Source organism: Pseudomonas sp. 1152_12 (assembly GCF_052850675.1).
The window spans coordinates 96,609-113,632 of record NZ_VXCW01000005.1; the positions used below are offsets into that span (position 1 = coordinate 96,609).

At 56.4% G+C, this 17,024-nt stretch carries 18 protein-coding genes and 2 pseudogenes; 6 read left to right on the top strand and 14 right to left on the bottom strand.

What is annotated here, in order from left to right:
* Window positions 1-478: 478 nt before the first annotated feature.
* Together FW764_RS10655 and FW764_RS10660 are read right to left on the bottom strand one after the other, a co-directional pair.
* A complete protein-coding gene (locus FW764_RS10655) occupies window positions 479-1,876 on the bottom strand; it encodes a DEAD/DEAH box helicase (protein WP_446433899.1) in 1,398 nt (465 codons plus the stop codon).
* Window positions 1,873-2,463 (bottom strand): hypothetical protein, encoded by a 591-nt coding sequence (locus tag FW764_RS10660; RefSeq protein WP_177032618.1) that lies wholly within the window; start codon window positions 2,461-2,463, stop codon window positions 1,873-1,875. Before FW764_RS10660 ends, FW764_RS10655 begins: the two co-directional genes overlap by 4 nt.
* Window positions 2,464-2,569: 106 nt before the next feature.
* Here FW764_RS10660 and FW764_RS10665 point away from each other — a divergent pair, with 106 nt between their 5' ends.
* Complete coding sequence (locus FW764_RS10665) at window positions 2,570-2,791, top strand: helix-turn-helix domain-containing protein (protein WP_177032620.1); 222 nt, start codon at window positions 2,570-2,572, stop codon at window positions 2,789-2,791.
* A 1,245-nt stretch (window positions 2,792-4,036) separates the two neighbouring features.
* Here the strand turns inward: FW764_RS10665 and FW764_RS10670 are convergent.
* From FW764_RS10670 to FW764_RS10690, 5 genes and pseudogenes are all read right to left on the bottom strand, one after another.
* Window positions 4,037-4,549 carry a tyrosine-type recombinase/integrase gene (locus tag FW764_RS10670; protein ID WP_446433900.1) on the bottom strand — a complete coding sequence of 171 codons (513 nt, stop codon included), beginning with the start codon at window positions 4,547-4,549 and terminating at the stop codon, window positions 4,037-4,039.
* Between the two features lie 230 nt (window positions 4,550-4,779).
* On the bottom strand, window positions 4,780-6,006 hold the full coding sequence (locus FW764_RS10675; protein ID WP_446433901.1) for an MFS transporter: 1,227 nt from the start codon (window positions 6,004-6,006) through the stop codon (window positions 4,780-4,782).
* 285 nt (window positions 6,007-6,291) lie between these two features.
* Window positions 6,292-6,837 carry a GNAT family N-acetyltransferase gene (locus tag FW764_RS10680; RefSeq protein ID WP_446433902.1) on the bottom strand — a complete coding sequence of 182 codons (546 nt, stop codon included), beginning with the start codon at window positions 6,835-6,837 and terminating at the stop codon, window positions 6,292-6,294.
* 256 nt (window positions 6,838-7,093) lie between these two features.
* Window positions 7,094-7,336 carry an HTH domain-containing protein gene (locus FW764_RS10685; RefSeq protein WP_446433903.1) on the bottom strand — a complete coding sequence of 81 codons (243 nt, stop codon included), beginning with the start codon at window positions 7,334-7,336 and terminating at the stop codon, window positions 7,094-7,096.
* A gap of 193 nt (window positions 7,337-7,529) precedes the next feature.
* A pseudogene (locus FW764_RS10690) lies at window positions 7,530-7,727 on the bottom strand (hypothetical protein); the annotation flags it as partial.
* Window positions 7,728-7,818: 91 nt separating this feature from the next.
* Between FW764_RS10690 and FW764_RS10695 the strand changes: the two are divergent.
* A pseudogene (locus FW764_RS10695) lies at window positions 7,819-8,139 on the top strand (histone deacetylase family protein); the annotation flags it as partial.
* Between the two features lie 231 nt (window positions 8,140-8,370).
* Here the strand turns inward: FW764_RS10695 and FW764_RS10700 are convergent.
* From FW764_RS10700 to FW764_RS10710, 3 genes are read right to left on the bottom strand one after another with little or no spacing between them, the layout of a single operon-like run.
* A complete protein-coding gene (locus FW764_RS10700; protein ID WP_446433904.1) occupies window positions 8,371-9,264 on the bottom strand; it encodes a hypothetical protein in 894 nt (297 codons plus the stop codon).
* A 59-nt stretch (window positions 9,265-9,323) separates the two neighbouring features.
* Window positions 9,324-9,653: a type II toxin-antitoxin system RelE/ParE family toxin gene (locus tag FW764_RS10705; protein WP_446433905.1), complete on the bottom strand. Its 330-nt coding sequence runs from the start codon at window positions 9,651-9,653 to the stop codon at window positions 9,324-9,326.
* Window positions 9,650-10,066 carry a ribbon-helix-helix domain-containing protein gene (locus tag FW764_RS10710; RefSeq protein WP_446433906.1) on the bottom strand — a complete coding sequence of 139 codons (417 nt, stop codon included), beginning with the start codon at window positions 10,064-10,066 and terminating at the stop codon, window positions 9,650-9,652. Before FW764_RS10710 ends, FW764_RS10705 begins: the two co-directional genes overlap by 4 nt.
* Window positions 10,067-10,274: 208 nt before the next feature.
* Here FW764_RS10710 and FW764_RS10715 point away from each other — a divergent pair, with 208 nt between their 5' ends.
* Window positions 10,275-11,177 (top strand): LysR family transcriptional regulator, encoded by a 903-nt coding sequence (locus FW764_RS10715; RefSeq protein WP_446433907.1) that lies wholly within the window; start codon window positions 10,275-10,277, stop codon window positions 11,175-11,177.
* On the opposite strand, the gene FW764_RS10720 is transcribed toward FW764_RS10715, so the two are convergent.
* The 4 genes from FW764_RS10720 to FW764_RS10735 form a co-directional block, all read right to left on the bottom strand.
* On the bottom strand, window positions 11,169-11,927 hold the full coding sequence (locus FW764_RS10720; RefSeq protein WP_446433908.1) for a substrate-binding domain-containing protein: 759 nt from the start codon (window positions 11,925-11,927) through the stop codon (window positions 11,169-11,171). The genes FW764_RS10715 and FW764_RS10720 overlap by 9 nt on opposite strands.
* The gene (gene tcuC, locus FW764_RS10725; RefSeq protein ID WP_446433909.1) at window positions 11,924-13,231 is read right to left on the bottom strand and encodes a tricarballylate/proton symporter TcuC; all 1,308 of its coding nucleotides are present in this window, start codon (window positions 13,229-13,231) and stop codon (window positions 11,924-11,926) included. Before tcuC ends, FW764_RS10720 begins: the two co-directional genes overlap by 4 nt.
* A gap of 469 nt (window positions 13,232-13,700) precedes the next feature.
* Window positions 13,701-14,093, bottom strand: coding sequence for a VOC family protein (locus FW764_RS10730; protein WP_446433910.1), 393 nt, complete (start codon window positions 14,091-14,093; stop codon window positions 13,701-13,703).
* Window positions 14,094-14,131: 38 nt separating this feature from the next.
* Complete coding sequence (locus FW764_RS10735; RefSeq protein ID WP_446433911.1) at window positions 14,132-14,380, bottom strand: hypothetical protein; 249 nt, start codon at window positions 14,378-14,380, stop codon at window positions 14,132-14,134.
* Between the two features lie 61 nt (window positions 14,381-14,441).
* Here FW764_RS10735 and FW764_RS10740 point away from each other — a divergent pair, with 61 nt between their 5' ends.
* From FW764_RS10740 to FW764_RS10750, 3 genes are all read left to right on the top strand, one after another.
* Window positions 14,442-15,377, top strand: a complete 936-nt coding sequence (locus FW764_RS10740; RefSeq protein WP_446433912.1) for a LysR substrate-binding domain-containing protein — start codon at window positions 14,442-14,444, stop codon at window positions 15,375-15,377.
* A gap of 27 nt (window positions 15,378-15,404) precedes the next feature.
* Window positions 15,405-16,592: a low temperature requirement protein A gene (locus FW764_RS10745; RefSeq protein WP_446433913.1), complete on the top strand. Its 1,188-nt coding sequence runs from the start codon at window positions 15,405-15,407 to the stop codon at window positions 16,590-16,592.
* Between the two features lie 69 nt (window positions 16,593-16,661).
* Window positions 16,662-17,024 (top strand): 5-carboxymethyl-2-hydroxymuconate Delta-isomerase, encoded by a 363-nt coding sequence (locus FW764_RS10750; protein WP_446433914.1) that lies wholly within the window; start codon window positions 16,662-16,664, stop codon window positions 17,022-17,024.

Consider the following 17,024-nt stretch of genomic DNA (forward strand, 5'->3'; position numbering starts at 1 on the left):
TGTATTAACACTATTAAATACAGCTCACAGTAGCGCCCCCCGAGTTCGGTTTTGACCCAATCAAGGGTGCCCTCTAAGGCAGCCATCGTGACTGGGATAGAGATATACCGGCTTCCGTCCGTCACTCGCATGCCGCCACGACGACATTCGAAGTGAACGGCCAGTCGTTCGTAGGTCTCAATGTCAATGCCATGCACGACGACGAAATAGCTTAAGCAATCATCTTGGCTCACTGTAGTGATCATATTTTTACAGCCTACCTCACAGACCAGCTAGTCATTGGTGTCATAGCAGATAAATTCCGCATTTGGTCCACTTCTGCCAGTGTCGACCGGCTGTATCGGGTCGTTTTCTTCCGTCTCGCAACGGGCAGAAGACGACCCAAATCTGCCGCTCGCAACCGGCAGCGATAACCCTTTAAACCATGGGGTCGGGCACGGCATGGAACGGAGTAGACGTTAATTTCTGTTTTCGACCACTAAAAACAAGCAAGTAACTGCTGCCTGAAATGCTGCGAAAAACTCACCTGATAGCTTGGTCCAGTTACGCCCCGTCCGAGAGAGACGATGTTCGTGTTTTCCGCTTCAATAGTCTGCTGAACTTCCCTCTTGATACGGCCATTCAGCCCATCTTCACTGGCAATAACGCCACTCAGACCCGGCTTTGAACTTGAAGTAAAATCTGGTGCCTGAACATTTAACACTGCTAAGTCATCCGGCAGGTCCTCCGCAATTCGCTCCGCAAAGCCTCGCAGTGTCGGCTCCGCGATCATGAACAGCCAAGCTTGATCATCGGATTCCCCTGTTCTTCGAAGCACTCGCCCCAGCACTTGCCGATAGTGCAATTCGGTTCGGATACGGCTGAGGTAGCAGCACACTTGCAGGCGGGGAATGTCGGTGCCTTCACTGATCATCCCGACCGCGACAATCCAACGGCTAGAACTCTGTCTGAACGCATTGATCATCTGTTGAGCGTCCGGAGTTTTGTTTGTCACGATGCGGCAACCTTCTCCCCGGGCGTCCAGGGCCTGGGCAATTTGTTGAGCATGTTCGATGTCGGTGGCTACAACCAAGCCGGCGGCATCCGGTTTGAACTGGCGAAGCTGGCTTAACTTGCTGCAGCCCAGATCGAGCAGTTGAGCGATCACCTCGTCATGCCGAAGCAGTTCTTCGTAAGTGATCGGTGATTCCTCCAGGAGATTGGCAAAGCTTGGAAACAGCCTGACGGAACTATCGGCTCCCAGCTCCTCAGTGAGTTTCACTTTCTGATTGTCGAGCAAGACAATTCGAGGGGAACGGCAAACTCCGTCCTCAATGGCTTCTTTTAGACCATAGCGGTAGTCGCAGATCAAATGCCCTTCGGGTGTGGAATATCTTGCCAGGGCAATGGCTCGATCATCAGATCGCCACGGGGTACCGGAGAGTGCCAGAGTGAAGGTCGCGCGATTCTGTATTCGTTGCAGTATCTGCTGCCCCCAAGCGTTACTGAGCAGCGAATCATGGCCGGCACAATGGTGGATTTCATCGAAGACAACTAGCACACGGTAGTCATCAAGGAGCTGCCAGAATGCCTCATCTCGATATTCCATGGCCTGGTAGGTGAATGCTGCACCCACGGCACCTATCCGGCCGTCGAGGCGTTTGCCAAGCACAGCAGCAAAGGTTGACCGAAATCCCTCAACAACTTGGCAAGACGGAGCGAAGCACAAAACTAGTTCGATTCTGTTCTGCTCAAGCAGTTGACCAGCCAGCTCTGCCGCCATTCGCGTTTTGCCGGCACCAGGAGTTGCCTGACAGAAAAAATGTGGCATGACAGTAAAGTGCTCCAACGCCCTGTTGATGCATCTGTTTTGCCAGTCTCGTAGCGATCTAGTCATCGTATGGCGGCAAGCTTCTTGAGTGTCTTCTCGATAGCGCGGAGATGCCCCAACAAACGTGAACTGCGGTCTCGCGCGTCTAGGTACTCACTTTCGACCTTGTCACGCAGATGCGGCATATCCTCCAGAAGCAACTTATACCGCTCCGCCTCACCCATCGAAGACAGGAAATCCAAACGAATCTCTTTATGGAGCGATTCCAAGCGCTGATCGGAGCCGGACGAAACGCTCAAAGGTAGGGCCGCATTATCAAGTACTAAAGGCTCCTGCTGGGGCTCAAATGCAGCATTGAGGCTGTTTTCGAACCCGTTATCGATCAGCTCCAACTGCAAATGGGCTGGTATGGGTTGCAAGTGGTAGACCTGCCCCCGCGCGAGACGCTCTTCATGGTGCACAAGCCAACCGATGCGCAACATTCGGCGGATCTGCTCATACACATAGCGGCGCACATCACCGATTCGAAAAGTCATGCCTTCAAGGCGTTGCGCATAGGCATCACGAAGTTCACGAGTCGTAAAACTCGCTCTCCCCTCGTCTAGAAGCAGCTCATACAGACGCCTATCGAAAATATATGAACCCGATTTCATTGAGGTACCAGGACAGTTAATAACGCAAAAAAATACGGATTATAGTCCGTGGCCTCTGGGTCCGCAAACGCACGATAGTGCCGCCTTAAGTGGAATTGAGGCAGGCATGGATAAATTGGCGAAAGCGTTGGGGGAACGCATCCGGGCACAGAGAACGGTCCGTAGGATTTCTCAAGATGCGTTAGCGCTAGCCTGCAATATTGACCGCAGCTACATGGGGCGGATCGAGCGAGGAGAAGTAAACATCACGATCGAGAAGCTGTATCGGATTGCAAGCGAACTCGCTTGTGATCCATCCCGCCTTCTACCCCAGCCGTCAGAGCTATAGCTCAGTATCTGATCAAAAGCGATACTCAAGAAGACCACGGACAATAAATAGCTGTCATTCAGGAAGGCAGGAAACGACCGATTCTGTTGAAAAAGTCGGGCGTGGTTTTCACGGCAGAAAAGTACGCGCCTGAGATTAAAATATAGAATCGGCGCAGAGGTAACGACTCGCAAATACTCTTGGTGTTTCCAATACTGGGCATTGCTTCAAGCATTCCACTGGTGTCGATTGCCATAGGCATTCTGGCGTCATTGTGGTGCAAAAAACGCGTTACGAGTTGATCACCCTCTAGATGGTTCCAGAGGTGTGTATGGCTGGTGCTCGCCAAATCTCGCCTGCCGTCACCGGCACAGAGCGGCCAGAAGCTGTCGTTCCTAGATGTTCGCTAGCGGCCCAGAGTGTGTAAAAACGCTTCGCCAAAATTGAAGTGTGCGCGTCTACGTTAAATCTGAAATTTATCGGCACGTCAGCAGATGTGGATTTCGCGTAGGAGCGTGATTTTCAGTCCGGTTTTGAGTACCTGTCGCGCTCAAAAACGTTTTTACACAGCCTCGGCCAGGAGCGGACTTTTGTTTTTTCTGACGGCCGCAAAGGCTCGCATCACAGATTCGCCCACTGCGGGCAGGCGTCATCCCATTCAAGATTGCTGCGCCAATATCCTCACTCGATGACACTCAGACGGCCCAAGTGGTTGACTGCTTTGGGTCGACCTTAGCCAGTCATGGATACGATGTGCACTGGTCAAGTCCGATGCAAACGCCTGGTCAAGTCGAATGCAAATGGGTGGTCAAGTCCATGCAATTACGCAGTATTCTTCGTCGGGTAGCCCAACTGACGAATAGTTGCTCCGGCGTGCATTTTATTCAGGATGATTGGCAGGTCGCCAGCGGCTTAATCTTGATAACGCTGATCGTGTCGGGATCTGTCTTCGTACAGTGTTTGAACTGAGTCAGTTTCTTGCTGGATGGACGCCGGAGGTGACTTGGCTGGTCCTGAGACTCAAATACTACCGGACAGACTTGCGATTCAGGTCTATTCGTCCCGTTTCGGATATGCGGTGCTGTTGGGGCCAGGAGTTTCACGGAATGCACGCTTCTTTAATTCCGGTCAAAATGTGCAGTTGAAGAACTTGGTCAATTTCGGAAAATTGGCCGGCTATCTGAGCTCCATTTTATTTAGGATTACTTGTCCACTCATTGAGCGTTACAAAGTCGGCCCAGTCAGCCATCAGCACACGGCGCTTTTCTAGCAAGTCACTGCGCCGTTGGCGACAACGTGCGCCAAGGCCATCTCGCAGACTTCGCGTGCATGGGGCGTACATTCAGCAGTCCAATCCCTAAATGTGCTGCGAAATCCGTGAGCAGTAATGACTTTGTCATTGTTATCGCGCCAGCCCTTGCCACCCTCTTCCAGGTCCTTTTGGTCCATGCGACGCAAAGTCATCAACATGGCCATATTGCTAATGGGGCGACCTTTACGAGCCCCTAGAAACAGCAACGAACTACCTTTGATTCGTGGGAGAGTTTCGAGCTGTGCGATGAGCGCATCCAATAGCGGCACGGTATGAATTTTTCCCGATTTCATTCGCACCGCTGGAATCGCCCATAGCTTGGTTTTCAAATCAACCTCACTCCAGTCGGCTTCAAGAACCTCGCTGGTTCGGCAGGCGGTGGGGATAGTCATTTTGAGGGCGCAGGCTGACTGCCCTTCAATGCTATCAAGTGCCGGTATGAAACGAGCCAACTCCGAGTAAGGCAATGCCGGGTGGTTTTGGGTACGTTTAGCCTTGGAGCTCGGTGGTAACAGCTTGTCTAGGTGTCCACGCCAGCGTGCTGGGTTTGTGCCTTATTATAAAGGCCTGTAGGATTTATTGGGTTTCTGGTGGATTATGATTTGGCGGAATATTTCTCCGCCATTACATAGAAAAAGCCCCGTAGCTGAATAAGCTACGGGGCTTTTTCGTTTCTGTGGTTTTTACATCGGTCTGGTTAGTCCGGCTGCGCCATCAAGCTATTACTCACATTGCGCCCCAGCACCAGCACCGTTACAAAACCACAACCTACCAACGCTGTAGCCAAACTCAACAGCACCGCGCTACCCATCTGATCAACAATCTGCCCGCCGAAGAACGAACCCAAGGCAATAATCACCTGGAACAAGGCGACAAACAGCGGCATGCCGCGTTCGACATCCTTGGGGGCTACGACAAACATCCAGATGCTGGCGCAGGCGGGGAAGGCGCCGAAGGCGAAGCCCCAGAGTGCGATCAGCATAACGGCGCCGGTCATGCCGGTGGCGAAGTAGGGGAACAGGGCGGTGCTGGTGCCGATCATCAGTGCCACCAGCAGCAGGGTGTGACGGACGCTGCGGTTGGCGGCGAAGCCGGCAAAGACATTACCCATCACCCCGGCGACGCCATACATCAGTAGCAGTGAGCCAATTGTCGGGCCGTCGAAGCCGGAACTGTTTTTGAAGAAGGGCGCAACATAGGTGTAGGCGGCAAAGTGCGCCAGGCCGATCAGCAAGACAGCGATCAAGCCGACTCGTGCTTGCGGATTGATGAACAAGGCTGGGAGGTCACGGACCTGAATAGCCTTTTCCGGGGTGAGTCGCGGCAGCAGGAACACCTGCGCCAGCAGCACCGGTATGCCGACCAACGCGGTGACCAGAAAGGTCATGCGCCAGCCCATCAGGCCACTCAGCCACGTACCCACGGGCACGCCCAGTACGGTGGCCAAGGTCACCCCCATCATGATGATCGAGGTGGCCTTTGCTACCCCCACGCCCTTGGGGGCCAGGCGCCCACTCAGGGCGATGGCCGTCGCCCAGAACCCGCCGATGCTGATGCCCAGTAGCACGCGGCCGAACAGCAACAGGTTGAAGTCGCTGGCGTAGGCCACCACCGAGTTGGCGATGATCATGATCAGCGTCAGGCCGATCAGCAGGTAGCGACGGTCCATCGCGCCAATGCTCACAGACAGCAACGGCGCGGCGAGGGCGGCCATGATGCCGGGCAGTGTGACCATCAGGCCAGCGTGGCCGGCGCTGATACCGAGGTCGCTGGCGACGTCGTTGAGTACGCCCACTGGCAGAAACTCACTGGTCACTAGGGCGAAGGCACCCACGGCGACCGAGAGAATCGCCAGCCATTGCTGTTTGACACTCTGTTGATTATGTTCGGGAGGGCCGCTAGGGACCGTGCTGGCGCTTGGCATGATGTTGGGTTCCAGAGGGGGATGTCGCCTGAAGCCAGGCGAGGGGAAGGGAAATTGGAGGCGATTATAGGAATCGGTTCTGGCAATCACACAGGCGATCGTTTCGATAATAAACATCAGTGCAATCGATTCGACGCTCTCAGGCAGGCTTGAGGAAAGGTGGACTGGGGAATACGGCAATGTCTTTTTCGCCCCGTGGTTTTGCAGAGGGGGCAAGGACAGTCGCTAGTGGCATCGAGTCGCAGGTTTTGGGTTGGAACATCCATAGATGAGTGACCGCCCCTTTCACCCCCGCGACGTCTTCCATTGAGCGCGCGTTAGTCCGTAACACTTCGCCAAGGCAGGCGCGGCGGATATTTTCAGTTCGGCATCATACAAGTGCACCGCACCCAACTTCATCGTGGCCGTTTGCGAACGAATGTTCGTAGTCGCTATGTGGAAATAGACGATGTCGTAAGCCATGAATGCGTGCTCCAGCATCAACTGCTTAAGCTCGCGGTTGGAATTGCCACCCCACTTCGCACGCACCAGAAATGTAAAACCGATGGCAATGCTGTTCGGTAGATCCGGCGGCGTGTAGTAGCTTGATGTGCCAACGATATCCCCCGAGGCAATATCAATGACAGCGAGCGCCTTCTTCGTGGCGAGTAGAGAGGCGAAGTACGCCTCGAACACCTCGCGTTTATAGCGATCCCTGGCGGGATGGCCGGCCCAGATGTCTGGATCAGCCGCGGCCTGAAACATATCTTCAAAATCACTGCCTGCCAGAGGTTTAAGTCTCAGCGTGCTTCCGCACAGATCGGGTTGGCAGTCGAAGTAGGCGGCGGACATGGGTTTGTTTCCGATTGGCCAAGGGGGAGGAGCCAGTCTAGAGCGGCACTTTGATAAAGAAAGATCCAATGTGACGGGTAATGATGGAGCCATCGCTGTAGGAAAGGAGACGGGGTTATTTTCCGAGTAACAACTCGTTAGCTGCCCTTCCTGAAAGGTAGCTCTTGGCCGACAGCAACTATTCATGACAGACCGCTGTCGGCAGAAGCGGACGTCCCGACTGAAGTTTTGCAGAGTTAAGCTCATGCGTATGTGCCTAATCTACGCTCGCTTCGCCCTCTATCATCGCCTCCCGCCCCTGCAGTCTGACGATGTCCCGGTACGGCGTCCGGATGCTAACTCCCAGTTCGTTCGCGAAGGCCTGTGCGCTCACTGGTTGACAATGAGCGCACAGGCCTTGAAAGAGGATCAGCAGCCGTTCAGATCTAGACATGAAAACTAGGATTGATGTGGGTTTGTCACAGACTGGTCCGCCAGGACTGCTCAATTTATATGCCATAAGCTCCTGCCGCAGTCGACATTAGGACTTCATTACGGAATGCTTTACATCGTATTTCTACAATGTGTCGCTAATGTAATCACTCACATCCCTGTCTAAATTGGTCACACTGAATGCGCGCCTATTTTGTAGACACAATTGAATGGTAGAGGGACGGAGAGCGACGGTCTGACACGACCGTCGTAGTGAATGGTCAGACCTTCGTCTGCTCCGCCATTTCCAGAGCATCATCAACCTCGATTCCCCGGTACCTGGCAGTGCTTTCAAGCTTCGTGTGACCAAGCACCAGTTGAACTGCTCTCAGATTCTTCGTCCTGCGATAGATCAACGAAGCCTTGGTTCTCTTTAGAGTGTGGTTTCTGTAGATGGTCGGATCAAGTCCAGAAGCGGACGCTTGAGATCCGAAAATGCTCGATCAGAAGCGAATACTCACTTGCGGTGTCCCTTAGAAGTTTAGAAGTCTGGCCATTGTTTGTGCGACGGCCCGGCAAGGCTTTAACCTGAATCTGCCGATGGCCCATGGCGCCAGCGAGGCGGTGTTCTTCGAAAAGCTGGAACAGGCCTTGACGGCGGTAAAGGATTTCTCCGCGGATGTGCTGGTATTGTCCCTGGGGTTTGATATCCACGAACTGGACCCGCAAAGCAAAGTGGCGGTGACGCGCGAAGGGTTTGCGCGATTGGGCGAGTGCGTTCGGCAATTGGGTTTACCCTGCGTGATCGTGCAGGAGGGTGGGTATCACCTGGAGACATTGGACAGTAATGCGCAGGCGTTTTTTAGCGGCGCCCAGGCTTGGGTGCAATAAGCTGACGATGCCCTTCGTGGATGCATGATATCTTTGTGCCATCACGTGTCGTGATGTTCACGGAGGATCGTATGAAGAAGCTGTCGTTGGTTGGGTTGCTGGTGGTCTTGATGGTTACCCCGATGTTCGCGGCGGCATGCCCAAAGGGCACGCATCCGGTTGGGGGCACGGGTTCGCATCATAAAGGCGGAACTTGCCAGTAGTGATTGTTCAGTCTTTCGCAGGGTTGCGTCAGTGCTGCACGTCGTCGCTGGCAGTTGCCAGCGACTTGCTCACCAGTTTCAGTACTCGGTTACGCCCCCCTTCTGCCAGTAAATAACTACCGCTGCCTGTTCGCACAATCGACTGCGGTGCCTTCAAGAATGACAAGATCGTCTGTTGCTGCCCGTGTTTATCAATCAGCAGCAACCGGGCGCGATGCGTCGAGTCTTCATTGACCCACAACCCGCGCTCATCACACATCAGGAATGTCGGTTTATTCAGCCCCGTCAGCACCACCGGATCGCTGCCGTCACTGGTCAACTCACGTATCACGCCTTTTTTCTTTTCCGTGTAGAGCATTCGCCCATCGGTACACCGCGTGATGGACTCGCCTTCGTGCAGTTGGTCACGCAGTACGGTGAGTGACTGGTCGCTCCAGCGATAGCGCAATAGCCGGCCATTGTCTTTGCGGTCCTCGATGGCGTAGAGGTCGTCGCCTTCGACCCACAAGCCTTGTACGTTTTCGCCGCGGAACAGGTCAGTGACGACACCGTCCTTGAGGAAACTGACCGGCGCGTTGCCGGTTTCCTGGCTGAACACCCAGCCGCCGTGGGTCGCGAACATGCCATCAGGTTTGGACAGGCTGCCCACCACCACTTCGCGTCGACCGTCGGGATGGATCCGCACGATGCTGCCTTTCGCTTCGTTGAGTTCCTGGCTGATCATCAGCGAGCCATCCGGTAAAGGCATCAGCGAAGCAGCTTTCGGTACATCGTTGTACACGGTTTGAACGCTCCAGCCGGCTGCGGCGCTGACGGGGTAGAAGCTTTGCCAGGCGAAGAAGCCGAGGGTTGCGATACCCATCAACCCGAACAGGTACAACCCCAAGCGCAAAGCGCGATGCATGGATACGGTGCCATTCATTATTATCTTCTTTGTCATTGATCACTCTGCTGGCCAGTGTCGGCGATGTTTTAGCCGTCTCACGGTGCGATTGACTGCCCGTCGTTCTGTAACAGTGCTGCGTAATTTTGCCCGTCGCAATACACCCCCAGAATCGACACCGTTTCAGTATCGGCAGCCACCATGAACGCGATGACGATGGTCTGCCCATAACGAGTGATGCGCAGCCTGGGTAGCAGGTCATCACGGCGGGCGCCGCGTAAGGGAAATATGCAAAGGCTTTCGCAGTAGCTGATGAGGTTGTCGATAAAGCGTGCTGCTACAAGTGGGGATGCGGTATCGCTGATGTAGTCTTCAAGGGCGTCCAGTTGCACCAGTGCTTCGGGCGAAGAGGCTACCGAATAGCTCACGGTTTTTCAGTGCTTTTTCGCTGACGCTTGGCTACCAAATGCTCGCGAACCTGCCCAGTGGACAGCGCCCTGCCCGGGTCCGCCTGAAGGGCGGCGGCGGCTGGAATGACCTCGTCTCGCAGCCAGTCGTCCATCGTACGATCACGCGCCTGCAGAGCTCGCAGGCCGTCGCGCAGCACGTCACTTTCACTGGCGTATTCACCGCAAGCGACTTTGGCTTTGACCCGTGCAGCCATTTTGATTGGCAAGGTAATGTTCATTTGCTGGGTTGAGCGCATTTCGAAGTCCGTAAGCGTCGGGTAGGATTCAATCCCGCTCGACCATTGCCGCGTTGCAAGGAGCAACTGATTGATGCCAAGCGTCGGTGACTCGTCGTCTGCCCAAAAAGGGTGTGGGTTTTGGCAGGATTCCATGAGTGTCTTTCTCCATGTGAAATAAGTCAGGCCTGAAGTATTGACGCTTTTTTGCAGACGCGTGGCTCAACCAGGTAAATAACTCACTGATAAGTATGACTTCATATTTGTAGCAGGGTTATTAACTCACACCGACCCAGCTACGCGTGGCGCACTACCGGCGCCCATACGATAATGCCCCCCAAATCGACCACACTGGCCCATCCCCGTGATCATCAACTTCGACCTCAACGACCTCCAAGCCTTCCGCGCCGTGGTAGACAAGGGCAGTTTTCGCGGTGCCGCCGAGGCCATCCGTATCTCGCAACCGGCGCTGAGCCGGCGTATCGAAAAGCTCGAGTCCGCCCTTGACGTCAAGCTGTTCGAACGCACCACGCGGCGCGTCAGCCTGACCATGGTCGGGCGCGCGTTCCTGCCACAGGTCGAGCGCTTACTCGACGACCTCGACATTGCCTTGATGGGCATCAGTAACGTCGCGTCAACGCGCATGGGCAATGTCACCATCGCCTGCGTGCCGTCCACTGCGTACTACTTCATGCCCCACGTAATTTCCGAGTTCCACAAGCTGTACCCGAAGATTCGGTTGCGAGTGCTGGATGCGAGTGCTGGCGAGGTGTGCAATGCGGTGGCAAGTGGCGAGGCGGATTTCGGTGTGAGTTTCAGCGGCAGCCTGGCAGATGAGGTGGAGTTCGAACTGTTATTGCAGGAGCGCTATGTGCTGGCCTGTCGCCGTGATCATCCGTTGGCCGAGCGTGAGCGTGTGACCTGGGCCGAGGCCTATGAACATGACTACATCACCGTGGACAAAACCTCGGGCAACCGCTTCCTGCTGGACCAGGCTCTGCGTGGCCTGCGGGTGAAGAAACCGAGTATCTGCGAAACCCACCACGTGACTACGATGATTGGGCTGGTTGAAGCTGGGTTGGGCGTAGCAATGGTGCCGTCGATTGCGATGCCGGCGGGCACGCACCCGATTCTGGTGAGTGTGCCGCTGGTCGAACCGCAGGTGATGCGCAATGTGGGCTTGATCAAGCGCCGCGGGCGGACGTTGCCGCCTGCGGCGCTGGAGTTGGAGCGGTTAGTGCGGGAGATGCCGTTTCGGTCAGTGTGACACCGAGTCCAAACCGGTGGATTGCACCACCGGTTGCGCCTCAGGCGAGGCCAGGTAGTGCAACAATGCCTTGGCCTGCGTCGGGTGTTCGGCGTTGACCGGGATGCCCGCCGCAAAGCGTGTCACCGATTGCACGTCTTCCGGGATCTTGCCGACGTAAGTCACGCCAGGCACTGGCAACAATTCCGCTACCTGTTGCAAGCCTACCTCGTAGTCACCCTTGGCGACCTGTTCGGCAACCGGGACGCGTTCGATCATCGTGCCCTTGGCGGGCATGCCGAGCTTCTTGAACAGCTCTTTCTCTACATACACGCCGCTGGCGCTGTCCGAATACGCCACCGACTTGGCCTGACTCAGCACTGCCTTCAACTCGGCATCGGTGCCGATCGCAGGTTTGGCTGCGCCTTCCTTGACCACCAGACCGATGCGCGAGTCCGCCAGTTCCACGCGGGACGCCGGGTCAACCTTACCCTGTTTGATCAAATCATCCAGGGCGTAGCCGACCATGATGACCACGTCGGCTTGTTCGCCGCGGGCGAGGCGGTTGGGAATGGCTTCCGGCGCCTTGCCCATCGATGGGCCGAGGATGGTGTCGAGGGTGTCGCCGCTTTGCTTGGCGTATTGCGGGCCCAGCAGTTTATAGGCGGCGGTGAAGCCCCCGGAGGTCATCACTTTGAGTTGTTCGGCCTGGGCTGTCAGCGCCAGGGCGCCGAGGGCCAGGGCCGTCAGGGTGTTGAGCAGCGGCTTCATAGCGCTACCCCCTGCATCACTTGCCCGCGGGTGTTGGCGCGGCGATACAACGCGAGGGTCGAGCACAGCGCACACAGCGCGGCAAAAATCATCCAGTAGGCTGGCGAGGCCTTGTCTGCGGTGATGTGAATGAACCAAGTGGAGATCGCTGGCGTGAACCCGCCGAAAATCGCTGTCGCCAGGCTGTAGGCCAGAGAGAAGCCCGCCACGCGAACCTCTACCGGCATGATTTCGGTCAGGGCCGGGATCATCGCGCCGTTGTACATGCCGTATAGGAACGAGAACCACAGCAGGGTTTCCAACATGTGGCCGAAGCTCGGCGCGTTGACCACGAACGACAGCGCCGGGTAGGCGGTGATCACGGTCAGGGCGGTCATCAACACCAGCACCGGTTTGCGGCCAAAACGGTCGCTCAGGGTGCCGCCGATCGGCAGCCAGATAAAGTTCGACACGGCCACCAACAAGGTCACCAGCAGCGCGTCGGAGGTGCTCAGTTGCAGCACGGTCTTACCGAAGGTCGGCGCGTACACGGTAATCAGGTAAAACGCGGTGGTGGTCATGGCCACCATCAACATGCCGCCGATCACCACGGTCCAGTTTTTCACCAAAGTAGCGAGCACTTCGCGCATGGTCGGGCGATGCTTGCGGTTGGCGAACTCTTCGGTCTCCTGCAGGTTACGACGCAGCACGAAGATGAACGGGATGATCACGCAACCGATGGCGAACGGAATACGCCAACCCCAATCGGCAACCACAGCCGGTTGCATCCATACGTTCAGGCCATAACCCAACGCGGCAGCAACCACGATGGAGATCTGTTGGCTGCCCGACTGCCAACTGGTGTAGAAGCCTTTGCGGCCCGGGGTGGCCATTTCGGAAAGATAAACCGATACGCCGCCCAGTTCCGCACCGGCCGAGAAACCCTGCAGCAAGCGGCCCAGCAGTACGAGCAGTGGTGCCCATAGACCGATGGTTTGATAACCCGGCACCAGCACGATCAACAACGTGCCGCTGGCCATGATCGACAGGGTCACGATTAACCCTTTGCGGCGACCGACGTCATCGATATAGGCACCCAAAATGATCGCGCCGAGTGGTCGCATCAGAAAGCCCGCACCGAAGACGGCGAAGGTCATCATTAATGACGCAAACTCATTAGCGGCGGGGAAGAACGCGGCAGCGATGTAGGTGGCGTAGAAGCCAAACAGAAAGAAATCGAACTGTTCAAGAAAGTTGCCCGAAGTCACGCGGAATACCGCACCAACTTTTGAGCGGGCAGAGTCGGGCCGGGAAGGGCTAGTCATGGTTTTGTGTCTCCAGCGTTCTTTTTAAAGTGCTTGTTTCGCTTAAGACTGTGGATAGTGGCTGACACATTTAGAAATGATAAGTGAGTAATTTGGATGTATTGATGCGTATGCGCTATCAATCAGCAAGCCCGGCTAAAGTGCCCACCCTGTTCTATGCTTGCAGGTGTGACCAATTCTTAAGGATGGGAGGTGGCAATGGTTAACGAGCACAAGCACCGGGATGAGCCGGAGCATGATCAACCCCGGCGGCGGCCTGAAGAGGAGAAGCCACAGACCTGGAAGCACCCTGACGACGGCACGGAGCTTTCCGAGCGGGACCAGGAGCGGCCACTCAAGCCCTGAACATCAAGGCTTGCTTGGTTCAAATGTGGGCGGGGCTTGCTCGCGAAAGCGGAGTGTCAGTAACAGAAATGCTCACTGATACGCCGCCTTCGCGAGCAAGCCCCCTCCCACATCAGTTCTGTGTTCAGCCCACGATCGGCGTACACAGTTCCACCAGTGTTCCGTCCGGGCAACGCACATAAGACACCACTTGCCCCCAAGGCTTGGTACTCGGAGGCGCCAGCTCTTTCGCCCCCAGTGCAAGTGCTTTGGCGTGGGCGACCCACACATCCTCGGTGACAAATCCCACTTCCATGCCCAGCGGTTGCCGGGAGGTGTGCGCCTTTACGTGTCCACCGTCGAAATTCAGTTCGCTCAATTGATGTGCGGCAAACGAGAGGGTGGTGTCGCCGGTCTCCAACTCACCATAGGTGCCTGACTCATGCAGGAAACGGCGACTGAAACCGAAGGCTTTTTCGAAGAATGTCAGGGATGCAGCGACGTCCGGCACATAGATGATGGTGTAGGCGAATCTCATGATTAAGCGTTCCTTGCTGAAGAGTGGATTAATGCGGTTCAGGAAAGCAGCACGGCAATCGGAAAGCCCCGCGCCAGAACCAGATAGGCTAACGCCGCTGCGAGGCACAAGCCGACAAACACCCGCAGCAACGTGCGAGCGGTGGGGTTGGCGATGAACCTGATAACCCAGAGACAGAACCCGGCCACCACAATGGCCAAGGCGAGAATGACCAGCACAATAATGTTCCTGTGGCCCTGCAAAGCTGATTTATAGTCGCAAAGGCCCGCGTTGAACAGTGCGCGCATAGACGCAGGCCCCCGGGTGTTTCTACACTGCCTGTTGTCTAGGGGAGCGGGGCGAGCGCCGATGAATCGAAATGAATTACGCAAGGCCGACATCAACCTCATGGTCGTCTTTGAAACATTGATGCTTGAACGCAATGTGACACGGGTGGCGGAGAAGCTGTTTCTCGGCCAGCCGACCATCAGTTCGGCGCTCAATCGCCTGCGTACGCTGTTCAATGACCCGCTGTTCATTCGCGTCGGCCATCGCATGGAGCCGACCGCGCGGGCCGAGGAAATCATCAAACACCTGTCGCCGGCCCTCGACTCCTTATCGTCGGCCCTGAGCCTGACCCACGATTTTGATCCATCTATCAGCACCATGACCTTTCGTATCGGCTTGTCCGATGACGTCGAGTTCGGCCTGCTTCCGCCCCTGCTGCGCGCATTGCGCCAGGAAGCGCCGTTGGTGGTGTTTGTGGTGCAACATGTGGATTACTGGCGTATCCCCGACTTGCTGGCGTCCGGCGATATCACCGTCGGCATCACCCAAACCCGCGGCTTGCCGGCGAATGCCAAGCGTAAACTGCTGCGGCATATCCGGCCCTGCCTGTTGCGCGCCGATGTCTCGGACAAACCGCTGACTCTCGACGAATATTGCGCACGCCCTCATGTGCTGGTGTCCCACACCGCCAACGTGTCCGGGTTTGCCGATGAATGGCTGGCGGAGATTGGCCGCAAGCGTCACGTGGTGCTGTCGGTGCCGCAATACAGTGCGCTACCGGCGTTGCTTGCTGGCACCGACATGATCGCCAGCCTGCCGGACTACACGGCCCAGGCCATGGCCGCTGGCGGCAACCTGTTCTGCGAGCCGTTTCCGTTCGAAACTCCGACCCTGGACTTGTCCATGGTCTGGCTTAGCCACGTCGACACCGACCCGGCGGAACGCTGGATGCGCTCGCGGTTGGAGGCGTTCATGAGTGAGCGCGACATGTTGCCTGTGCTGGTGGCAAAATCTTGAGATAAGCCCTTCAAGGAGCAACCTTCGATGAGCCCGTTCCCTTCCTTGCTGCGCAGTCGCGGCAGTCATGACAGCGGTAAGGTTGGCATGGTCGAGCTGTTTTTCGACCTGGTGTTCGTGTTTGCCGTGACGCAGTTGTCGCATTCGCTGCTGGCCCATCTGACCCTTGGCGGCGCGGTGCAGGTGGCGCTGATGATGGTCGCGGTATGGTGGGTGTGGATCTTCACGTCGTGGATCACCAACTGGCTCGACCCGGACAAGATCCCGATTCGTATTGGCCTGTTCGGCTTGATGGTCGCTGGCTTGTTGTTGTCTTCGTCGATCCCCAAGGCCTTTACCGACCGAGGTGTGCTATTCGCTGGCTCCTACGTATTCATGCAAGTAGGGCGCACGCTGTTTGCGTTGTGGGCAGTGCGTGGCGAGTCGCTGAACATGAGCCGAAATTTCCAGCGAATCCTGGCATGGATGGTCTTTTCGGGCGTGTTCTGGATCACCGGCAGCCTGCTCGAAGGCGAGCAACGCCTGGCGTTCTGGGCGCTGGCACTGTTGATCGAACTGATATCGCCCTCGGTGTATTTCTGGGTGCCAAGTCTCGGGCGTTCGACGCTTGCGGACTGGAACGTGGAAGGCAACCACATGGCCGAACGCTGCGGCCTGTTTGTGATTATCGCCCTCGGGGAATCATTGCTGGTGACCGGCGCCACCTTCGCTGAATTACCCTGGAGCCTGGAAGGCCTGATCGCCTTCCTGGTCGCAGTGGTCGGCAGCATTGCCCTCTGGTGGATCTATTTCGACAGCGGCGCCGAGCGCGCGCATCACCGCATTGCCAGTTCCGCCGACCCGGGCCGCCAGGCGCGGATTGCCTACACCTATCTGCACGTGCTGATCGTCGCCGGGATTATTGTCAGTGCGGTGGCCGACGAGTTGGTGCTGATGCATCCGGGGCATGCCAGCCAGGCGGGTGTAGTCGCAATCATCGCCGGTCCATGGTTGTTCCTGTTGGGTAGCGCGTTGTTCAAATGGGTAATGAGTGATCGGCCGTGGCCACCGCTCTCGCACTTGGGTGGGCTGCTGATGTTGCTGGTGGTATTGCCGCTGGGCCTACTGCACGTGTTTTCCGCGCTGGTGCTGGGTGCGCTGACCTCGGCGGTGTTGCTGATCGTGGCGTTCTGGGAAAATCGTGCTTTGCGCAGCCTGACCGAAACTTCACACTGAAAGCGCTCTGATTCAGTTCGGCTGCGTGTTATACGTGGGCTCTTTTCCTACAATTATTCGGAGCTTTTCATGCCGCACCTGCACCTGGAGTACACCGCCAATCTCACCGGCCTGGCCGTCGAGAAAACCCTGTTGCGGCTTAACAATGTGCTGATGGCGTCCGGGCAGTTCGGTTCCGAGTTTGATATCAAAAGCCGGGCAGTGAAGGTTGAGAGTTTCCAGGTCGGCACCTCGGTCAGCCCGCGTGGCTTTATCGCGGTGACGCTGTCGCTGCTTAGCGGACGTTCACCACAGGTCAAGCAGCAGTTGTCGGAAAGCCTGTTGGCGGCGTTGCAGGACATGGGCGATTGGCCTGCGGATGTGCAGGTTCAACTCAGTGTCCTGCTGGTGGACATGGATCGCGATTCCTACAGCAAAGTCGCCATCGGCTGA